The 19,038-nt window shown below is 71.2% G+C and carries 19 protein-coding genes and 1 rRNA gene; 14 read left to right on the forward strand and 6 right to left on the reverse strand.

Translation table 11 applies throughout. The features are described from left to right. From rrf to pstB, 9 genes are all read left to right on the forward strand, one after another. Positions 1-80 (forward strand): 5S ribosomal RNA (rrf, locus tag ACFWIS_RS27770); the annotation flags it as partial. A gap of 72 nt (positions 81-152) precedes the next feature. Beyond that, positions 153-1,136 (forward strand): mycothiol synthase, encoded by a 984-nt coding sequence (gene mshD, locus ACFWIS_RS27775; protein ID WP_380461626.1) that lies wholly within the window; start codon positions 153-155, stop codon positions 1,134-1,136. Positions 1,137-1,569: 433 nt separating this feature from the next. Further along, complete coding sequence (locus ACFWIS_RS27780) at positions 1,570-3,747, forward strand: RNA degradosome polyphosphate kinase (protein WP_380461627.1); 2,178 nt, start codon at positions 1,570-1,572, stop codon at positions 3,745-3,747. A gap of 122 nt (positions 3,748-3,869) precedes the next feature. Beyond that, positions 3,870-4,958, forward strand: a complete 1,089-nt coding sequence (locus ACFWIS_RS27785) for a CHAD domain-containing protein (RefSeq protein ID WP_380461628.1) — start codon at positions 3,870-3,872, stop codon at positions 4,956-4,958. A 31-nt stretch (positions 4,959-4,989) separates the two neighbouring features. Beyond that, entirely contained in the window at positions 4,990-5,487 is a 498-nt protein-coding gene (locus tag ACFWIS_RS27790; protein WP_380461651.1) for an NUDIX hydrolase, read from the forward strand. A gap of 227 nt (positions 5,488-5,714) precedes the next feature. Then, complete coding sequence (gene pstS, locus ACFWIS_RS27795) at positions 5,715-6,851, forward strand: phosphate ABC transporter substrate-binding protein PstS (protein ID WP_380461629.1); 1,137 nt, start codon at positions 5,715-5,717, stop codon at positions 6,849-6,851. Between the two features lie 150 nt (positions 6,852-7,001). Next, on the forward strand, positions 7,002-7,979 hold the full coding sequence (gene pstC, locus ACFWIS_RS27800) for a phosphate ABC transporter permease subunit PstC (RefSeq protein ID WP_380461630.1): 978 nt from the start codon (positions 7,002-7,004) through the stop codon (positions 7,977-7,979). Then, positions 7,976-9,049, forward strand: a complete 1,074-nt coding sequence (pstA, locus tag ACFWIS_RS27805; RefSeq protein WP_380461631.1) for a phosphate ABC transporter permease PstA — start codon at positions 7,976-7,978, stop codon at positions 9,047-9,049. Before pstC ends, pstA begins: the two co-directional genes overlap by 4 nt. Positions 9,050-9,091: 42 nt before the next feature. Beyond that, entirely contained in the window at positions 9,092-9,868 is a 777-nt protein-coding gene (gene pstB / locus ACFWIS_RS27810; protein ID WP_380461632.1) for a phosphate ABC transporter ATP-binding protein PstB, read from the forward strand. Positions 9,869-10,003: 135 nt separating this feature from the next. Here pstB and ACFWIS_RS27815 read toward each other — a convergent pair whose 3' ends face one another. Together ACFWIS_RS27815 and ACFWIS_RS27820 are read right to left on the reverse strand one after the other, a co-directional pair. Then, positions 10,004-10,999, reverse strand: coding sequence for an anion permease (locus ACFWIS_RS27815; protein WP_380461633.1), 996 nt, complete (start codon positions 10,997-10,999; stop codon positions 10,004-10,006). 5 nt (positions 11,000-11,004) lie between these two features. Beyond that, positions 11,005-11,625 carry a DUF47 domain-containing protein gene (locus ACFWIS_RS27820; protein WP_380461634.1) on the reverse strand — a complete coding sequence of 207 codons (621 nt, stop codon included), beginning with the start codon at positions 11,623-11,625 and terminating at the stop codon, positions 11,005-11,007. 357 nt (positions 11,626-11,982) lie between these two features. On the opposite strand from ACFWIS_RS27820, the gene ACFWIS_RS27825 reads away from it, so the two are divergent. Continuing rightward, positions 11,983-12,360: a metal-sensitive transcriptional regulator gene (locus ACFWIS_RS27825; RefSeq protein ID WP_380461635.1), complete on the forward strand. Its 378-nt coding sequence runs from the start codon at positions 11,983-11,985 to the stop codon at positions 12,358-12,360. Positions 12,361-12,389: 29 nt separating this feature from the next. Here ACFWIS_RS27825 and ACFWIS_RS27830 read toward each other — a convergent pair whose 3' ends face one another. Both ACFWIS_RS27830 and ACFWIS_RS27835 read right to left on the reverse strand, forming a co-directional pair. Next, positions 12,390-12,578 carry a hypothetical protein gene (locus ACFWIS_RS27830; RefSeq protein WP_380461636.1) on the reverse strand — a complete coding sequence of 63 codons (189 nt, stop codon included), beginning with the start codon at positions 12,576-12,578 and terminating at the stop codon, positions 12,390-12,392. A 220-nt stretch (positions 12,579-12,798) separates the two neighbouring features. Further along, positions 12,799-13,698 (reverse strand): hypothetical protein, encoded by a 900-nt coding sequence (locus tag ACFWIS_RS27835; RefSeq protein WP_380461637.1) that lies wholly within the window; start codon positions 13,696-13,698, stop codon positions 12,799-12,801. Positions 13,699-13,861: 163 nt separating this feature from the next. On the opposite strand from ACFWIS_RS27835, the gene ACFWIS_RS27840 reads away from it, so the two are divergent. Next, entirely contained in the window at positions 13,862-14,062 is a 201-nt protein-coding gene (locus ACFWIS_RS27840) for a hypothetical protein (protein ID WP_380461638.1), read from the forward strand. Between the two features lie 44 nt (positions 14,063-14,106). On the opposite strand, the gene ACFWIS_RS27845 is transcribed toward ACFWIS_RS27840, so the two are convergent. After that, a complete protein-coding gene (locus ACFWIS_RS27845) occupies positions 14,107-14,844 on the reverse strand; it encodes a phosphatase PAP2 family protein (protein ID WP_380461639.1) in 738 nt (245 codons plus the stop codon). A gap of 209 nt (positions 14,845-15,053) precedes the next feature. Beyond that, on the reverse strand, positions 15,054-16,178 hold the full coding sequence (locus tag ACFWIS_RS27850) for an NlpC/P60 family protein (RefSeq protein ID WP_380461640.1): 1,125 nt from the start codon (positions 16,176-16,178) through the stop codon (positions 15,054-15,056). A gap of 248 nt (positions 16,179-16,426) precedes the next feature. Here ACFWIS_RS27850 and ACFWIS_RS27855 point away from each other — a divergent pair, with 248 nt between their 5' ends. The 3 genes from ACFWIS_RS27855 (at position 16,427) to ACFWIS_RS27865 (ending at position 19,032) form a co-directional block, all read left to right on the forward strand. After that, positions 16,427-16,777, forward strand: a complete 351-nt coding sequence (locus ACFWIS_RS27855; protein ID WP_380461641.1) for a hypothetical protein — start codon at positions 16,427-16,429, stop codon at positions 16,775-16,777. Between the two features lie 166 nt (positions 16,778-16,943). Next, the gene (locus ACFWIS_RS27860) at positions 16,944-17,759 is read left to right on the forward strand and encodes a hypothetical protein (RefSeq protein WP_380461642.1); all 816 of its coding nucleotides are present in this window, start codon (positions 16,944-16,946) and stop codon (positions 17,757-17,759) included. After that, on the forward strand, positions 17,749-19,032 hold the full coding sequence (locus tag ACFWIS_RS27865; RefSeq protein WP_380461643.1) for a hypothetical protein: 1,284 nt from the start codon (positions 17,749-17,751) through the stop codon (positions 19,030-19,032). The genes ACFWIS_RS27860 and ACFWIS_RS27865 overlap by 11 nt, the downstream gene beginning before the upstream one ends. Positions 19,033-19,038: the final 6 nt, after the last annotated feature.

The raw sequence follows: 19,038 nt of genomic DNA on the forward strand, positions 1-19,038 counted from the left end.
TTCCGAACCCGGAAGCTAAGCCTCACAGCGCCGATGGTACTGCAGGGGGGACCCTGTGGGAGAGTAGGACGCCGCCGAACAATTCTTCAGAAAAGCCCCTGATCCTTTTGGATCAGGGGCTTTTCGCATTTCCGTTGACGTATCGTCGGTACATGGACGATCAGACAGCGGTCATTGCGAACAACGTGCTCCGCCCCGAGCAGCGCGACGGCGCTCTGCGTGTTCTGGCGGAGGCCCAGGCGGTCGACGGCCGGGCCGCCGTCTCCGAACAGGGCCGGCTGCGGCTGCGGAACGCCGAGACGCCTCGGCCGGGTGTCACCCACGTCATCGGCAGCGAGAGCGGATCCGTTGTCGGCTACGGCCAGGTCGAGGTGCCGGAGACAGCAGCCGCGAACCCGCCCGCCAACCCTGCTGCCGAGCTGGTGGTCGACCCGGCCGCCCGGGGCCGCGGCCTGGCCCGTCCGCTGGTCGACGCCGTCCTGGCGCAGGCGCACGGAGCCGGGCACGACGCGGTGGACTTCTGGGTGCACGGCGGTCACCCGGCGGCCCGGCACCTGGCCGAGGCGTACGGTGCCGAGCTGGTCCGGGAGCTGCGGCAGATGCGTCGCACCGGTGCGCAGACCGAGGCGGTGCCCGTCCCCGAGGGCATCGAGCTGCGGACCTTCCGCCCGGGGGAGGACGACGCCGAGTGGTTGCGGCTGAACGCCCTGGCATTCGCCCACCACCCCGAGCAGGGTTCCTGGACGGAGCAGGACCTGGCCGAGCGGATCGCCGAGCCCTGGTTCGACCCGGCCGGCTTCTTCCTGGCGACCCGGGGCGGCAAGGTGGTCGGTTTCCACTGGACGAAGGTGCACCCGGCCACCGCCACCGAGCCGGAGCTGGGTGAGGTCTACGTGGTCGGGGTGGACCCGGCCGAGCAGGGCAGCGGCCTGGGTCGGGCGCTGACCGCGGCCGGCCTGCGTCACCTGACCGGGTCAGGTGACGGCGAGCGCGGACTGGCGACCGTCCTCCTCTACGTCGACGCCGACAATCCGGCCGCGGTCCGGGTGTACGAGCGACTGGGATTCACCATCCACGAGGTGGACCTCATGTACCGCGCCCGGTACCAGGCGGACCGGACGGCCACCCGCCGCTAGCCACGGCCGCACCGGCCACCACCGCACCGGCGAGGCCCGCACCGGCCACCACCGCACCGGCGAGGCCCGCACCGGCCACCGCCCGCATCCACAGCCCCGTCCGGGCCGTCCCCGCCCGTAGGTCACGGACGGCCCGGCGGTAACGGAGAGGTCGCGGGGCAGCGGCGGGGAGGCCCGCCGCCCCTTGCTCCGACCGACTCAGCTTTCCTCCCGGCCATGCGGTGTTTACCGTGGATTCAATTGCTGCCGCGAAGATCACAGGATGAAGTCCGTAGTGTCTCGCTCGTGCAGAGTCGACCGCCATTCGCCGGCCGGTCCTGTACGGACCGCGCCGGGTGGGTGGGCGCTGTCCCCGGGGTCGACCCGGGGCGAGGACGACGGCCCGCAGAGCCATTCGCGTCCGGACGCCGTCCTGCTGGAGGAGCTGGAACCCATGAGCATCCCCCGCCCCGTCTCTGCCCCGCCGTCGCCCACGGCCCGGATGTCCGGTGCGCTGGGCGTTCCGCCGGAGCTGTCGACCACGGACGAGCAGGAGTTCGAAGCACTGCCGCAGGGCCGCTTCCTGGACCGTGAGCGGAGCTGGCTCGCGTTCAACGAGCGCGTCCTGGAGCTGGCGGAGGACCCGAGGATCCCGCTGCTGGAGCGGGCCAAGTTCCTGGCGATCTTCGCCAGCAACCTGGACGAGTTCTTCATGGTCCGGGTGGCCGGCCTGAAGCGCCGGATCGCCACCGGGGTCGCCCAGCGCAGCGCGTCCGGCCTCCAGCCGCGCGAGGTGCTGGACCTGATCTGGACCCGCTCGCGCGAGCTGATGGCCCGTCATGCGGCGGCCTTCCAGCAGGAGGTGCTGCCGGACCTCGCCGCCGAGGGCATCGAGGTGGTCCGTTGGCCGGAGCTGGCGGAGAAGGAGCAGGCCCGGCTGCACACCCTGTTCCGGCAGAAGATCTTCCCGGTGCTGACCCCGCTGGCGGTCGACCCCGCGCACCCCTTCCCCTACATATCGGGTCTGTCCCTCAACCTGGCCGTGGTCGTCCGCAACCCGGTGTCCGGACACAAGCACTTCGCCCGGGTGAAGGTGCCGCAGTCGCTGGCCCGCTTCCTGGAGGCCTCGCCCCAGCGGTACGTCCCGCTGGAGGACGTGATGGGCGCGCACCTGGAGGAGCTCTTCCCGGGGATGGAGGTGCTGGCGCACCACGCCTTCCGGGTCACCCGCAACGAGGACCTCGAGGTGGAGGAGGACGACACCGAGAACATCCTCAAGGCCCTGGAGAAGGAGCTGATGCGGCGGCGCTTCGGCCCGCCGGTCCGGCTGGAGGTCGAGGAGTCGATCGACCCCTACATCCTGGACCTGCTGGTGCGGGAGCTGAACATCACCGAGGCGGAGGTCTTCCCGCTGCCCGGGCCGCTCGACCTGACCGGGCTGTTCGGGATCGCCGAGCTGGACCGGCCGGAGCTCAACTACCCGAAGTTCGTGGCCGGTACGGCCCGCGGGCTGACCGACGTCGAGTCCGCCTCCCAGCCGGACATCTTCGCCGCGATGCGCGAGCGCGACGTGCTGCTGCACCACCCGTACGACAGCTTCTCCACCTCGGTGCAGGCCTTCCTGGAGCAGGCCGCCGCCGACCCGGACGTGCTGGCGATCAAGCAGACCCTCTACCGCACCTCGGGCGACTCACCGATCGTGGACGCCCTGATCGACGCGGCCGAGTCCGGCAAGCAGGTGTTGGTGCTGGTCGAGATCAAGGCGCGCTTCGACGAGCAGGCCAACATCAAGTGGGCCCGCAAGCTGGAGGAGTCCGGCTGCCACGTGGTCTACGGCCTGGTCGGGCTGAAGACCCACTGCAAGCTGTCGCTGGTGGTCCGCCAGGAGGGCGACACCCTGCGCCGCTACTCGCACGTCGGCACCGGCAACTACCACCCGAAGACGGCCCGGCTGTACGAGGACCTCGGTCTGCTCACCTCCGACCCGCAGGTCGGCGCGGACCTCTCGGACCTCTTCAACCGGCTGTCCGGCTACTCCCGCCGCGAGTCCTACCGCCGGCTGCTGACCGCCCCGCGCGGCCTGCGCGACGGGCTGGTCTCGCGGATCCACAACGAGATCGCCCACCACCGGGCGGGCCGGCCCGCGTTCGTGAAGATCAAGGTCAACTCGATCGTCGACGAGGCCGTGATCGACGCGCTCTACCGGGCCTCGCAGGCCGGGGTGCCGGTGGACGTCTGGGTGCGCGGGATCTGCGCGATCCGGCCGGGGGTGCCGGGGCTGAGCGAGAACATCCGGGTGCGCAGCATCCTGGGGCGCTTCCTGGAGCACTCCCGGGTCTTCGTGTTCGGCAACAACGGCGATCCCGAGGTGTGGATCGGCAGCGCCGACATGATGCACCGCAACCTGGACCGCCGGATCGAGGCCCTGCTGCGGATCACCGACCCGGCGCACCGCGCCGAGCTGTCCGGGCTGATCGACCTCGGTGTCTCGGACGAGACCGAGTCCTGGCACCTGGGACCGGACGGCGCGTGGGAGCGCCACTCGCAGGACGCCGAGGGCCGGCCGCTGCGGCACGTCCAGGACCTGCTCATCGACTCGCGCCAGCGCCGCCGGGCCGCCACCTCGCGCTGACGCGTCCACTGATGCGAGCCCGCCGGAGCGGTCGGGGCCCCCGAGGCCCCGGGGGGACCTGCTCCGGCGGTCGGCCACCAGCCCCGGGGAAGGGCCCCGGGGGAACGGGGATCTACCACGCCATGACCGATGCGCCGATGACGGCCCAGGCGGCCTCCACAGCGACCGCCGGGGACATCCTTTCCCGCCATCTCACCGCCCAGGCCGGGGCGTTCCTGCGCGCCCTGCCGCTCGCGGTGGGCGAGGTCGGCGCCAGACCGGGCTCGGCCGCGGCCGTCCCGGCGAACGGCACCGCCGACCTGCTGCGGGCCGTACGGCGGGTCGGCGGACTGCTGCACACCTTCGGGACGGTCTTCGACCAGACCTGGGCGCAGGAGTCGCGCACCGAACTGCGCTGGCTGCTCAACCTGCTGGCGCTGGAGCCCGGTTACGTCCGCCGCTCGGCCCGGCTGCTGGGCGCGGTGGACTCGCTGAGCGGCACCGACCCGGAGGGCACGGGCATGCTGGCCGGGCACGCCGGCGCCCCCAAGGCGCGGGCGCTGCTGGACCGGCAGCTGACCCTGGCCCGGACCAGGGCGCACTCCACGGTGCTCCAGGAGCTCCGCTCGGCCCGGCTGCACGCCCTGGCGGACCGGATGACCCTGCTGGTCGGTGAGGCGCCGCTGCTGGAGGCGGCGGGCGGCCGGGCGTCGGCGGTGCTGCTGCCGCAGGCGGCAGCCGCGCTCACCGCGCTGTCGGCGAGTGCCCAGCAGCTGCCGTTGCGGCGGGCCGCGACGCCGTACGGCGGGGACGGGCTGCGCCGGCTGGGCGCGGTGCCCGCGGCGCGCGGTACGGCGGACGCGGACACCGCGCTGGCCGCGGACGACGCACCCTGGTCCCGGTTGCGGATCCTGGTGAAGCGGGCCCGGTACGCACTGGAGGTGTGCGGTCGGCAGTCCGCAGAGCTGGACGAGCTGGACGCGGTGCTGGGCCGGCACCAGGAGGCGGCGGACGCCGCGGTCACCGCGGCGACGGCGGCGCGCACCCCGCGGATCACCCCCGCGACCGCTTACGTGCTGGGCGTGGTGCATGCTGATCAGCGACTGGAGGTGGAGGCGGCGCGGTACGCCTTCGGCCGCCGGTGGCCCGAACTCCCGCCGGCTCCGGACGGCTGGCTGGAGATCCCCCCGGCCGAGGGCTGGGGGCATTCCCCCGCACCACGGACGGCCTGACTTGCACGATCGCCTGAGCACCGGGCAACCGGTGGACGCGCATCCGACCGGGGCGGGCCGCGCCCCGGTGGTCCTGGCGGCGGGTGGGGTGCTCTGGCTGCCCGGACGGCCGAAGCCCAGCGGCCGGCTGGGGCGGCCGCGGATCGCGGTGATCCACCGGCCGAAGTACGACGACTGGAGCCTGCCCAAGGGCAAGCTCGACCCGGGCGAGGGCGTGGTCGAGGCGGCGCTGCGCGAGGTGCGGGAGGAGACCGGCTTCCACTGCCTGCTCGGTCCGGAGCTGCCCGCCCAGCACTACCTGGCGCAGGGCCGTCCGAAGGAGGTCCGCTACTGGGCCGCGGTGCCGACCGGAGGCGCCTTCCGGCCGAACCGGGAGGTCGACCGCCTGGAGTGGCTGCCGGCGGGCAAGGCCCGGGCGCGGTTGACCCATGACCGGGACCGGTTGCTGATCGACGCGCTGCTGGTGATCCTGGGTGCCAAGCCCGTACGCACGGGCGAGCGCGCACCGGCGAAGGACCGGTGGAAGTGATCTCCTCGCGCCCTGGGCGTGACGCAACCGTTACTACGTGACGTAGTTTCCTGTCATCCGTTCGAGGTTCACTCCCCGTTCACTTGCGACCGGCTGACGTGTCACTTACCCGGCCTAACTTCGGGACTACCGGAGGGCCGGACAGGCCCCGGACCACAGCAAAACCCGCGCTCGGCCGTGTCCGCACGGTCTGCGCGACGGGCAATGCCACAGAAAGGGACACCCCTGTGAAGCTCCAGCGGAACGGCCGCTCCAAGGCCCTCGCCATCGGTGCCATGGCGCTCGTCAGCTCGCTGTCGCTCGCCGCCTGCGGTTCGGACGACAACAACAACACCAAGGCGTCCGGTGGCTCTGGCAGCTCCGCCGCGGCCGGTGCCGCGGTCAACTGTGGCAAGCCCGGCACGCTGCTCGGCGCCGGTTCGACCGCGCAGGCCCCGGCCATCGACGTCTGGAAGACCAACTTCGGTTCGGCCTGCTCCGGCACCACGGTCAACTACAGCGGCGGCGGCTCCGGTGCCGGTGTCCAGCAGTTCACCCAGGGCAAGGTGGCCTTCGCCGGCACCGACTTCGCGCTGAAGCCGGCCGACGTCGACGCCTCCAAGGCCGTCTGCACCGGTGGCAAGGCGATCGACCTGCCGATGGTGGCCGGCCTGGTCTCGCTGGTCTACAACGTCGAGGGCGTCGACAACCTGGTCCTGGACGGCCCGACCGCCGCCAAGATCTTCGACGGGCAGATCACCAAGTGGACCGACCCGGCCATCGTCGCGCTGAACCCGAGCGCGAAGCTGCCGGACGCCGAGATCCAGAGCTTCCACCGCTCGGACGACTCCGGGACCACCTTCAACCTGACCTCCTACTTCGCCAAGACCGGTGGCGGCGCCTGGAGCGCCGAGCCGAACAAGACGTGGAAGGGCAAGGGCGGCCAGTCGGCGAACGGCAGCGCTGGCGTCTCGGCCCAGATCAAGCAGGTCAAGAACTCGATCGGCTACGCCGAGCTGTCCTACGCCCAGACCAACAACCTGAAGAGCGCCCAGATCGCCACCGGCGCCGCCAAGCCCGTCGAGGCGACCGCCGCCAACGCCGCGCTCACCATCGCCTCCTCCACCGTGTCGGGCACCGACGGCGACCTCGCGCTCTCCCTGGACTACGGCACCAAGGCCGACAACGCCTACCCGATCGTCCTGGTGACCTACGAGATCGCCTGCGACAAGGGCAACAAGGCCGAGACCCTGGACACCCTGAAGTCCTTCCTGACCTACACCATCGGCGACGCCGCCCAGAAGTCGATCGGCGACAAGGGCTACGTCCCGATGCCGGCCGCGATCGGCGACAAGGTCAAGGCCGCGGTCTCCGCGCTCGCCTGACCGGACAGGACCACCGGTGGGACGGCCCCGTGAGCGAGGGGGGCCGGGGCCGTCCCGCCGGAACGCACCGACCCAGCACCAACGTCCGGGGCACCGCCGCCATGGTGCCGGCCCCCTACCGGGGCGGCGCCACCAGACCGGAGTAGACCAATGACTTCATCCTCCCCTGCCGCCCCGCGAGGCAGGGAACGCCGATCGCGCGACAGCCGCGTCGGCGACAAGATCTTCATGAACCTCGCCCGCGGTGCGGGCATCCTGCTGCTGGTCATCATGGCCGCGATCGCCGGCTTCCTGGCCTGGCGCTCGGGTCAGGCTCTCAGCAACAACAACGGCAACTTCCTCACCACCTTCGAGTGGACGCCGGACGCCCCGAAGCCGGTCTTCGGCATCGCCGTCCTGGCCTTCGGCACCATCGTCAGCGCCCTCATCGCGATGGTGATCGCCGTCCCGGTGGCCATCGGGATCGCGCTGTTCATCTCGCACTACGCGCCGCGGCGGATCGCCCAGCCGTTCGCCTACCTGGTCGACCTGCTCGCCGCCGTCCCCAGCATCGTCTACGGCCTCTGGGGCGCGCTGTTCCTCGTTCCGCACATGGACGGGCTGACCAGCTGGCTCAACCAGTACCTGGGCTGGACGTACCTCTTCGACCAGACCAAGACCGGCACCCCGCGCAACCTGTTCACCGTCGGCATCCTGCTGGCGATCATGATCCTGCCGATCATCACCGCGGTCTCCCGCGAGGTGTTCCGCCAGGTGCCGCGGATGCACGAGGAGGCGGCGCTCGCGCTCGGCGCGACCCGCTGGGAGATGATCCGCACCGCGGTGCTGCCGTTCGGCCGCCCCGGCATCATCTCGGCCTCGATGCTCGGCCTCGGCCGGGCGCTCGGCGAGACCATCGCGGTCGCCGTGGTGCTCTCCGCCAACAGCGTCCTGTCGCTGCACATCCTGGACGCGGGCGGCGGCACCTTCGCGCAGAACATCGCGCTGAAGTTCGCCGAGGCCGGCAACAACGGCCGCGACGCGCTGATGGCCTCCGGCCTCGTCCTGTTCGTCATCACCCTGCTGGTGAACGGTGCCGCGCGACTGATCATCGCCCGCCGCAAGGAGTACTCGGGGGCCAACGCATGACCACCGTCACCGTCCCTGAGGACGCCCGGCCGCAGGTCGGCCCGAGGCTGACCGCCAACCGGCTGCCCCGGTGGACCCCGCCCGTCATCGCCGTCGGCTCGATCGCGGTCGGCTGCGCGATCGGCGCCGCCGGCGGGCTGGAGAGCCACCTGCAGTGGGGCCTGATCTCGGCCCTGCTGTTCCTGCTCGGCAGCTACCTGATCTCGGCCCAGGTCGAGGGCCGCCGCCAGGCCAAGGACCGCTTCGCCACCTCGGTGGTCTGGGTCGCCTTCATCCTGGCCGTCGTGCCGCTGGTCTCGCTGACCGTCTACACGATCCAGCAGGGCATCGGCGTGGTGAACGGGAACTTCCTGAGCCACTCGATGAAGGGCGTCATCCAGTCCGGCCCCGGCGGCGGCATCTACCACGCGCTGCTCGGCACCCTCCAGCAGGTCGTCCTGGCCACCGTGATGGCCGCCCCGCTGGGCCTGCTGACCGCCGTCTACCTGGTGGAGTACGGCCGCGGCCGACTCGCCAAGGCCGTCACCTTCTTCGTCGACGTCATGACGGGTGTCCCGTCGATCGTCGCCGGTCTGTTCGTCCTCTCGCTGTGGAACCTCGCCCTGGGCTTCGGCTACTCCGGCTTCTCGGGCAGCCTCGCGCTGGCGATCCTGATGATCCCGGTCGTGGTCCGCTCCACCGAGGAGATGCTCAAGCTCGTCCCGAACGAGCTGCGCGAGGCCTCGTACGCCCTCGGTGTGCCGAAGTGGAAGACCATCCTGCGGATCGTCCTCCCCACCGCGATCGGCGGCATCACCACCGGTGTGATGCTCGCGGTCGCCCGCATCACGGGCGAGACCGCCCCGGTGATGATGCTGGTGTTCGGCGCCGACTACATCAACAGCAACCCGTTCGACGGACCGCAGCAGTCCCTGCCGATGTACATCTGGCAGCAGTACTCGGTGGTCAACAACGACTTCGGCTACGCCCGCGCCTGGGGCGCCGCGCTGGTGCTGATCGCCTTCGTGATGGGGCTCAACCTCGTCGCCCGGGGCATCGCACGCTGGCGCTCGCCCAAGGGCGGACACTGAGCGACCGACTGACGTACGAGACAGACGAGAGAAGCAACGATCATGGCCAAGCGCATCGACGTCAGCGGACTGTCGGCCTACTACGGCACCACCAAGGCCATCGAGGACATCTCGATGAGCATCGAGCCCCGCTCCGTGACGGCCTTCATCGGCCCCTCCGGCTGCGGCAAGTCCACCTTCCTGCGCACCCTCAACCGGATGCACGAGGTGATCCCCGGCGCCCGGGTCGAGGGCAAGGTCCTCCTGGACGACGAGAACCTGTACGCCTCCAACGTCGACCCGGTCGCCGTGCGCCGCTCCATCGGCATGGTCTTCCAGCGCCCGAACCCGTTCCCGACCATGTCGATCTACGACAACGTGGTCGCCGGGCTCAAGCTCGCCGGCGTGCGGAAGAAGGCCGTCCTGGACGAGGTGGTGGAGCGCTCGCTGAAGGGCGCCAACCTCTGGAAGGAGGTCCACAACCGGCTGAACAAGCCCGGGGCCGGCCTCTCCGGCGGTCAGCAGCAGCGCCTGTGCATCGCCCGCGCGATCGCGGTCGAGCCGCAGGTCCTGCTGATGGACGAGCCCTGCTCGGCGCTCGACCCGATCTCCACCCTCGCCATCGAGGACCTGATCGGCGAGCTGAAGTCGCAGTTCACCATCGTCATCGTGACCCACAACATGCAGCAGGCGGCCCGCGTCAGCGACCGCACCGCCTTCTTCAACCTGGCCGGCGTCGGCCAGCCGGGCAAGCTGATCGAGCTGGACGACACCCAGCGGATCTTCTCCAACCCGTCGGTGCAGGCGACCGAGGACTACATCTCCGGCCGCTTCGGCTAAGCCCGACCCCAGCTGTTCCGCGGTGCTGCATGGCGGTGCCGCCGCGGGACATGAGAAGGGCCCGCCCCCGAGATGTGGGGGCGGGCCCTGAAGTCGTTCGCCCGATTGCCGGACCAGGCCGTGGCCGTCCGGGGGTCAGCCCCAGAACAGGTGGACGAACCAGTACATCAGCGCTGCGACGATGGCGGCCGCCGGCATCGTGATGAACCAGCCGAGCACGATGTTCTTCGCGACGCCCCAGCGCACCGCGCGGATCCGCTTGGTGGCCCCCGCGCCCATGATCGCCGCGGTGATCACGTGGGTGGTGGAGATCGGCGCCTTGAAGACGAACGACGTGATGTACATGATCGCCGCGGAGGTGGCCTCGGCCGCGAAGCCCTGCGGCGGGTCCAGCTCGATGATCTTCCGGCCGAGGGTCCGCATGATCCGCCAGCCGCCCGCGTAGGTGCCCAGCGAGAGCATGGTCGCGCAGGAGATCTTCACCCAGACCGGGATGTCACCCGTGGTCTGGTGACCGGAGATGGTGAGCGCCATGACCACGACGCCCATCGTCTTCTGGGCGTCCTGCAGGCCGTGAGCCAGAGCCATCGCGGCGGCCGAGGCGGTCTGGGCGACCCGGAAGTTGCGCTTGGCGCGGTGCGGGTTGGCCCGGCGGAAGATCCACAGGATCGCCAGCATCACGGCGAAGCCGCCGATCAGGCCGACGATCGGCGAGACGATCATCGGGATGACGATCTTGTCGAGGACCCCGCTCCAGATCACGTCGATGCCGCCGGCCAGGGCCGCGCCCACCATGCCGCCGAACAGCGCGTGCGAGGAGGAGGACGGCAGGCCGAAGTACCAGGTGATCAGGTTCCAGGCGATCGCGCCGACCAGGGCCGCGAACAGGATCGCCATCCCCTGGTTGCCGGTGGGCGTCTCGATGATCCCCTTGGAGACGGTGTGTGCCACGCCGCTGCCGAGGAAGGCGCCGGCCAGGTTCATCACCGCGGCCATCGCGAGCGCGGCCTTCGGGGTCAGAGCCCGGGTGGAGACCGACGTGGCGATCGCGTTCGCCGAGTCGTGGAAGCCGTTGGTGTACGTGAAGAAGAACGCAACCCCGATGACGGCGATGAGTGCTGCCATGTCCACGAGGGTCAGGACTCCTTGACGGCGATGGTCTCCACCGTGTTGGCGACGTGCTCGAACGCGTCCGCCGCCTCCTCAAGGACGTCCACGATCTGCTTGAGCTTGAGGACCTCGATGGCGTCGTACTGACCGGAGAACAGGTGGGCGAGCAGCTTGCGGTGGATCTGGTCGGCCTGGTTCTCCAGCCGGTTGACCTCGATCCAGTACTCGGTGAGGTTCGACATGCTGCGCAGGTTCGGCATCGCCGCGGCGGTGAGCTCCGCGGCCCGGGCGAGCACCTCGATCTGCTGCTCGACGCCCTTCGGCAGGGTCTGGACGTCGTAGAGGACGACCAGGTCGACGGCCTCCTCCATGAAGTCCATGATGTCGTCCAGCGACGAGGCGAGGCTGTAGATGTCCTCGCGGTCGAAGGGCGTGATGAAGGAGGAGTTCAGCTGGTGGAAGACGGCATGGGTGGTGTCGTCCCCGGCGTGCTCGGCGGCGCGCATGCGCTCGACGATCTCCGCGCGGGCCGACACGTCTGATCCCAGCAGTTCCAGCAGGAGCTTCGATCCGACGACGAGGTTCTCCGCGGCGGCGGCGAACATGTCGTAGAAACTCGTCTCCTTCGGGGTCAGGCTAAAACGCACGGAATTCTCCGATGTGCGGGGTAGGGACTGAACGATGCTAGGTGCAACCAAGCGCGATCGCGCAAACGGGGTGGTGCCCGGGGAGGCGGAACCTCCTCTTCCGTTCGGCTGTCACGCCGGTTGCCCGGACCGCACCGCCAGGTACGGACGCAAGGACTCAGTCTGACGGAACCTCGGCGGGATTGCCCCGTCCTGCGTGCGGAAGACCGGGGCGCCGCTCAGACGGGTGAACCCCGCCACGACCCCCACCAGGCCGTTCGGCACATGCCGGGTGAGCCGTCGGAACACCACACACGGCCCCGGTGTTGGACACTGGTGGCCGACGCAGCCACCAGGCACTCAGACGAAGGCGGGCCGATGACCACGACGCAAGCGCGCACCGAGCCGGACCACGCGCCGGGCACCGACCCGCAGGTCGGCACCCCCGCCACGGGCCACGGCGGCGGGCACGGCCCGCACGGCTACAGCGCGCAGAAGGACGCCCACCTCAAGCGGCTGCGCCGGATCGAGGGCCAGATCCGCGGCCTCCAGCGGATGGTCGACGAGGACGTCTACTGCATCGACGTGCTCACCCAGGTCTCGGCCAGCACCAAGGCCCTCCAGTCCTTCGCGCTCTCCCTGCTGGAGGAGCACCTGCGGCACTGCGTCGCCGCGGCCGCCGAGCAGGGCGGCGTCGAACTGGACGCCAAGGTGGCGGAGGCCTCGGCCGCGATCGGCCGACTGCTGCGCAGCTGACCCGGCCCCGGGGCGGCCCGGGGCTCCCGTCAGCCGTCGCCCTCCCGCTCGACCCGGACCGGGTCCACCCGGTCCAGCAGCACCTCGTCGATCCGCTCGGTCGGCAGCCGGTCCCCGCTGCTGGCCGTCGCGGCGATCATCAGCTCGCCGGCCAGCTCGATCTCGTCGAGGGCCGCGTCGTCGTGGCCGCCGTTGCGGCCGCCCGTGGACGACACCACCTGCACCACCCCTTCAGTGCCTCGCCAGCCCGGGCGGCAGCCACCCGACGTCCAGCCTAGGCACTCCGGGGCCCGTCCACATGGCACGGACGGGCCATCTCGGCGCCGCCGAAACGGGTGGCCGTCGCTCCCCGGACGGCCACCCGCCCCGGCGGCGCCCCGTTGCGCCCCGGCGCCGGAGCGCTGCCCCCCGGCGGCCCCAGGGCGTGTCCGAGCAGCTCTACTTCGGGCTCTCCGAGGGCTTCATCTGATAGATGTCCGAGGACGGCGGCTCGGCCGCCTCGACCGGCTTGCCGAAGTCCGACAGCGCGGTCGTCGAGGTGACCTTCACCTGGTCCTTGGCCTCCTTCGAACCGGCCACCCCGGCGAAGGTGAACACCTCCACCACCTTGTGCAGCCGGCCCTGGTCGTCCAGCCAGGCGTCGTACGGGACCTCCTTGACGGTGAAGGTCTGCCCGCCCATCCGCAGACCGTCCCCGCCCCGGCCACCGGTGGCGTCGGCCGCCTTGGCCAGGTCCAGGGTGCCCCGGTAGTGGTGCAGCGGGGCTCCGTCCACGGTCTCGGTGCCGACCAGGTCGGCTTTCTGGACCCCGCGCAGCGCACCCGCCGCGGTGGCCGGATCGGTAGCGCCGCTGCTGACCAGGTTGCCGTCCGGCAGCTGGCGCACGTCCAGCTTGACCCACTTGCCCTCGGGCACCTTGGCGCCGCTGTTCTGCAGGTAGACGGTGCCCGGCAGGACCACCTCGACGATCTTCCCGGTGGTCGCCGCCCCCGGCGGCACCTGGACCTCCAGCCGGCCGATCCGCTTCACGTAGTCGTAGCCGCCGGTCCCGGAGAAGGAGGCCTTCTTGTCGGCGGACTCCGTGACCAGCTCGGTGGCGGCGTGCGCGGAACCCGTCCGGCCCGTGATGTCGGCGGCGTTGCGCACCGCCGTCACCGGGTCGCCGGCCAGCTGGTCCGGGGCGCTCGACTGCTGGTCGGAGGAGCCGCCACCGGAACCACCGGAGCACCCGGCGGCCCCCGCGGCCAGGGCGGCGGCGAGCAGGGCGGCTCCGGCCGCCGAGCGCAGGTGCGGCCCCGGGCGGCGCGCTGGCCGCCCGGTTCGCTGCTGGTCGGTCATCTTCATCCTCGCGACAACCCCCTCGGGCCCGACTGCCCCGCCGGCCACCACCGGGTGGGCAGAGCTCTTTCCGGGCAAACGAGTTGGGCCGCCAAGGGTTACGGGCCCGGCGGAAACCGGCGGGCGTCGCGCCCGGAGCGTCCGGCACGTTACGGTGAATCCCGTGCACAGTGAGCTGCCGGTGGCCCCCGGCACCACCCCGATGCCCGAGCACCGCGTCGCGGTCAGCGAACGCGGCTCCTTCGCCTTCGCTGCCTGCAGCTGCGGCTGGTACTCAGCGGCCCGCCGCTCCCGCGACCTGGCCCGCCGTGAAGCGGCCGACCACCTCACCGAATCCGAATCCGGCGGCGGGGCGCCGGACTAGCGCGGTCCGGCGGATCCGACCGGATCCGACCGGATCCGGTCGGATCAGGCCGCGAGGTCGGACTCCGGCGGCTGCTCCTCGGAGCGCACCGTCCCCCGCCCGCGTCGGCGGCCGCGCTGGGCGCCGCCACGGCCGGCCCCACCGGCCCCGCCGGTGCTGCCGCGTTCCGGGGCCCGGATCAGCGGAGCGACCGCCGTCCGGCTCAGCGCGTGGCAGAACGGGACCAGCACCGCCATCGCGATCGGCGCCAGCAGCAGCACCACGGCCACGGCGAGCGCGAAGCCGCCGATCACGTCGGTCGGGTAGTGGACGCCCATGAACATCCGGCAGAAGCCCTGCAACAGGGCCAGCCCCCCGGCGATCCAGCCCAGTCTCCGGTTCACCAGGAACAGCGACACCGCCACGGCCATCGTCATGGTCGAGTGGTCGCTGACGAAGGAGTGGGTGCCGGCCTTGCCGTCCACCAGCACCAGCAGGCCCGGGTGGTCGACGAAGGGCCGCGGCCGGTCCACGATCGCGGCGATCGGCAGATTGGCCAGCTCGGCGATGGCCACCGAGAGCGGCACCCAGAGCAGCCCGGCGATCGCCACCGGCGCGTCCGGGCGGCGTCTGGCCTGCAGCCACCCCACCAGCCCGAGCATCGCGAGGCCGATCAGGATGCCGTACTCGCCGGTCCACGAGACCAGGTGGTCCAGCCACTGGGGGGCGCGCTTGGCCAGGCCGTTGACGGCGTAGAGCAGGCCGAGGTCGGGGTTGGTCGTGTCGGCAAGCGGCGTCGACACGCCGTACCTCCTTCTTCTGGTCCGCTGCACCTGTTCGTTCCCGCCGGGGCCCGCCCGACGCGTGAAGCTGACGGGGGGCCACCGGACCCAACGTCATCGCCGGGACACAGCGTTCCACGGAAACGCGCGGTTATGGAAACTTGACTCAGCGTCCACAGGCCGCACACAGGTGCACGGACGTTTCGGCCGGTCCCACCGGTTCCGCCGCCTCAGCCGGTCCGCCCCGGGGTGGTCGGGGCGGGCGGGGCGGCGAGCGCGGGCTGGGCCGGGGCCGCCGGGGTGGTCGGCGCCGTCGTGCCCGGCCGGCTCGGGGCGTTGACCGCGCCGCTGGTGTCGTTGCGGGTCGGCAGCGCCTGGGCGCCGTCCGTGGTGACCCGGGTCGCTCCGATGTACTCCTTGGTGTCGATCTTGTCGTAGCGGATCACCGCTCCGGTGTGCGGCGCGTTGATCATGTAGCCGCCGCCGACGTAGATCCCCACGTGGTGGATGGTCCGCGGATCGTTCAGGTCCGTCGCGAAGAACACCAGGTCACCCGGCCGCAACTGATCCCGCGACGGGTGCGGACCGGCGTACCACTGGTCGTTGGCCACCCGGGGCAGGGTGATGCCCACGGTGCCGAACGCGGCCACGGTGAGCCCGGAGCAGTCGAACCGCCCGTTCTGCCAGGCCGCCCCGTCACCGCCCCACAGGTACGGGGTGCCGAGCTTGGTCTGCGCGAAGTAGATCGCGGCGGCCGACTGCGCGGACACCGCCACCGGCGCCGTCGGCGCGGTGAAACTGCGGGCCATCGCCTGGATGTTCCGCACGTACCCCTGGGTCTCCTTGTACGGCGGGATGCCCCGGTTCGCCGTCACCGCGTACGGGCCGGCGTTGTAGGCGGCCAGCATGTTGGCCTGCGGATCGCCCGGCACCCCCGCCACGTCCTTGGCGAGCGCGCAGTCGTAGACCGCCGCCGTGGCGATCGCGTCGTACGGGTTCCAGACGTCCTTCTTGCCGTCCCCGTCACCGTCCGTGGCGTACCCCGGCCAGGTGCCCGGCATGAACTGCGCCATTCCCTGGGCCCCGACGCCGGATTGGGCCTTGGGATCGAAACCGCTTTCCTGGTACAGCTGCGCCGCGAGCATCGGCGGGGAGATCTCCGAGCAGAGCGAGCCCCACTTCTGGATCGCGTCCTGGTAGGCCGCCGGCACCGTCCCCGGAGAGAGGGCGGAACGATTCGCCGACTGCTGCGGCGCCCCACTCGCCGCAAACGTCCCCATGGTCACCAGACCGAGGAACCCGAACGCAACAACTCCCGCAGCAGCGGCGGCCGTACCGCCCTTCCGGAGTACCATCAGCACCATCCCGACGAATCGTCAGTCGAAGTGTCCCGGAAGGCGTTGCTCACCGCAATCATCAGAGATACAAAGAGTGAGCGCTATCCTTCGTACGGTGGACATCCTCGCGTACGTGTCCGATGCCTCACGACCAATCCGCGAGAAGTAGCCAAGTCGACATCAGATCTGGCCAAGAATAGGCACCGGCCCTTCGCGCGGACGGGGTCCGGGCCCTTGAATTTGCCTGATCGGGCGGTGAGATGGAAATGAACCTGAGCAGCGTGCACAGCTATGCGGTCGGCCACCTGGCCGAGGACCCTCCCAAGAAGCCGAATATCGACACCATCATCGGCGGGATCGCCCCGGACTGGGGCCCGTTCGCGAGCCTCGGGTCGGAGGCCCGGGTGATGGTCGAGGTCATCATGGCCGTCGCCATCCTCGTCTGCCTCGGCCTCGCGGTCTGGGGTGCGGCCAAACAGCGGATCGGCGCGACCGCGATGCGCGACAGCTTCGGAGCCGAACAGGGCAAGGGGCTGATCGTCGCCGGCCTGACCGGCGTGTTCATCATTGGATCACTCGGCACTCTGTTCACCATTGTCTACGGCATGGCCATCTGACGATCGGACAGCAGCGACCCGGACCTCCTGAGGGCAGGTTCCCGCCCGGACCTCCCCAGCGGGCCGACCGCCAGGAGTCCACCCCCGTTCCCACCCTCCGTCCGCGCCCGCCCCCGGGCGGAGGGCCCCCGGAGCCGTCCCGGCTCCCCGCACCAGGAGGGCCGCCGTGCCGTTGTCCGACGACCAGCCGCACACCCGTACGCGGCTGCCGGTCGACGAACAGCCCTCCGTTCCGGCGACCGCCCGTCAGTCCCGGCCACTGAGAACCCTGCTGACCGTCCTCGTGGTCGTCACCCTGCTCGTCGTCGCCATCTCCATCGCCAACCGCGGCAAGCCCGGCCCCGGCGGCAACGGCGGCTCCGCCGACCGCGCCGCCCCCACCACTGGCACCGGCGCCGGCCCGGCGCCCAGCGGCGACCAGCCCGTCGGCACCACCGTCAACGGCATCGCCTCCGGCTTCCCGCACAGCGACCAGGGCGCCCAGTCCGCCGCCGCCAACTACGCGGTGGCCATCGGCTCCGCGGACATGTTCCGCACCGACAGCCGCCACACCATCGTCGCCACCATCGCCGAACCGGGCGCGGCGGGGGCCCTGCAGAGCCGGCTGGACCAGGGGTTCTCACCGGAGACGGCGGCCCGGTTCGGCGTGGACGCCCAGGGCCGGCCTCCCAAGGGCCTGACCTTCGTCAGCCGGACGATTCCGGCCGGGACCAAGTCCAACGGCTACACCCCGGACAGCGTCAAGGTCGACGTCTGGTGCACCGGCCTGTTCGGGCTGGCCGGCGACCGGTCGACCAAACCGGTGTCCGAGGAGTGGTTCACGCTCACCCTCAGCCTGCGATGGACCGGGACGGACTGGAAGCTCACCGACTACAGCCGAGCGGCGGGCCCGGCCCCGATCCCGCCGGACCAGCAAGCCGCGACCGCGGAGGAGATCACTGGTGCCGTCGAGCAGTTCGGAGGCTTCCGCTATGCCCGCTGACGGTAACTCGGGTCCCATTCGGCGGATAGTCGGTCGGGTGGCCGGGACGGCGCTGTTCGGCGCGCTCTCGGTCGTGCTGGCGACCGGCCGCGCGACGGCTGACCCGGCGCCCACGCCCAGCGCCGGGGTGACCAACACGGCATGCCCGGGAGTGCCGCTTCCCGGCAATGATGTCTACTGCGCCCCGCCCGGTGGCGGTTCGCTGCCCGGCAGTGGGACCGTCGGGACCGTGACCGATCCGCTCGGGTCGTTGGCCAAGGGGTGTGCCCAGGCGGCGGCTTGGGTGGTGCGGAAGTTGTCGGGGGCGATCGACGGGACGACGGCGGTGGACTTCACCAACCAGTCGTTCCTGCAGCAGTACGCCGTGGTGTTCGCGGTGTCGACGGTGATCACGCTGGTGCTGTGGCTGTTGGCGGTGACCAAGCGGGCGGTGCGGGGGGCGCCGTTGACGACGGCGATCTCGGAGGCGGTCGGGTTCCTGTGGCTGACGGTGGTGGCCTCCGCGTTCACACCGTTGATCCTGTTCACCGTGGTGAGCGTGACGGACGGGCTGACGAAGGCGATCGCGGTCGGGACGAAGTCGGACACCGGGACGTACCTGGGCGGGTTCGCGGACACCCTGGAGAAGGGGGACGTCGGCGGCGGGCCGCTGATCCTGGTGATCGTGTCGCTGGTCGCGGTGCTGGCGGCGGCGGTGCTCTGGATCGAGCTGGTGATCCGCGCGGCGATGCTGTACGTCGGGGCGCTGCTGGGGACGGCGGTCTACGCGGGGCTGGTGGACCGGCAGTTGTGGAAGCACGTGCGCCGCTGGGCCGGGATGATGCTGGCGGTGGACCTGGCGAAGCCGATCATCGTGATCATCATGGGGCTGGCGGGCGCGGTGGCGACCGGGGCCGGGGCGAACGACGACTTCGCCCGGGTGTTGTCCGGGCTGGCGATCCTGTTCCTGTCGATCTTCGCGAGTGCCGCGGTGTACCGGTTCGTCCCGACCTTCGGCGACGAGATGCTGAACATGCGTCGGGCCCGGGCCAGCGCGGTGCAGGCCGGTTCGGCGATGATCAACGGCACCGCGAACCTGATGAAGCAGGGCATCACCACCCACGGCGACCGCGGTGCGCCGGCAGGCGGCGGGGGCGGCGGTGCGGGGGGTGGCTCGGTGGCGCCCGGCATCGCCGCGCACGCCGGCCGGACGCCGGCCCCACCGCCGCAGGCCGGGCCGCCGCAGGCCGCCCCGGTTCCGATCCGCGACAGCAATCCAGCGAAGGGAGGGTGACGGGTA

Origin of the sequence: Kitasatospora sp. NPDC127060 (genome assembly GCF_042724935.1) — a bacterium.
In the GTDB taxonomy this organism is placed as follows: domain Bacteria; phylum Actinomycetota; class Actinomycetes; order Streptomycetales; family Streptomycetaceae; genus Kitasatospora.

What these genes read in the sequence shown, in the direction of transcription:
- pstB (WP_380461632.1), top strand. Translation starts at nt 9,092, where the DNA reads ATGGCCAAGCGCATCGACGTCAGCGGACTGTCGGCCTACTACGGCACC.
- pstA (WP_380461631.1), top strand. Translation starts at nt 7,976, where the DNA reads ATGACCACCGTCACCGTCCCTGAGGACGCCCGGCCGCAGGTCGGCCCG.
- ACFWIS_RS27855 (WP_380461641.1), top strand. Translation starts at nt 16,427, where the DNA reads ATGAACCTGAGCAGCGTGCACAGCTATGCGGTCGGCCACCTGGCCGAG.
- ACFWIS_RS27825 (WP_380461635.1), top strand. Translation starts at nt 11,983, where the DNA reads ATGACCACGACGCAAGCGCGCACCGAGCCGGACCACGCGCCGGGCACC.
- ACFWIS_RS27780 (WP_380461627.1), top strand. Translation starts at nt 1,570, where the DNA reads ATGAGCATCCCCCGCCCCGTCTCTGCCCCGCCGTCGCCCACGGCCCGG.
- ACFWIS_RS27785 (WP_380461628.1), top strand. Translation starts at nt 3,870, where the DNA reads ATGACCGATGCGCCGATGACGGCCCAGGCGGCCTCCACAGCGACCGCC.
- ACFWIS_RS27865 (WP_380461643.1), top strand. Translation starts at nt 17,749, where the DNA reads ATGCCCGCTGACGGTAACTCGGGTCCCATTCGGCGGATAGTCGGTCGG.
- mshD (WP_380461626.1), top strand. Translation starts at nt 153, where the DNA reads ATGGACGATCAGACAGCGGTCATTGCGAACAACGTGCTCCGCCCCGAG.
- pstC (WP_380461630.1), top strand. Translation starts at nt 7,002, where the DNA reads ATGACTTCATCCTCCCCTGCCGCCCCGCGAGGCAGGGAACGCCGATCG.
- ACFWIS_RS27835 (WP_380461637.1), bottom strand. Translation starts at nt 13,698, where the DNA reads ATGACCGACCAGCAGCGAACCGGGCGGCCAGCGCGCCGCCCGGGGCCG.
- ACFWIS_RS27850 (WP_380461640.1), bottom strand. Translation starts at nt 16,178, where the DNA reads ATGGTACTCCGGAAGGGCGGTACGGCCGCCGCTGCTGCGGGAGTTGTT.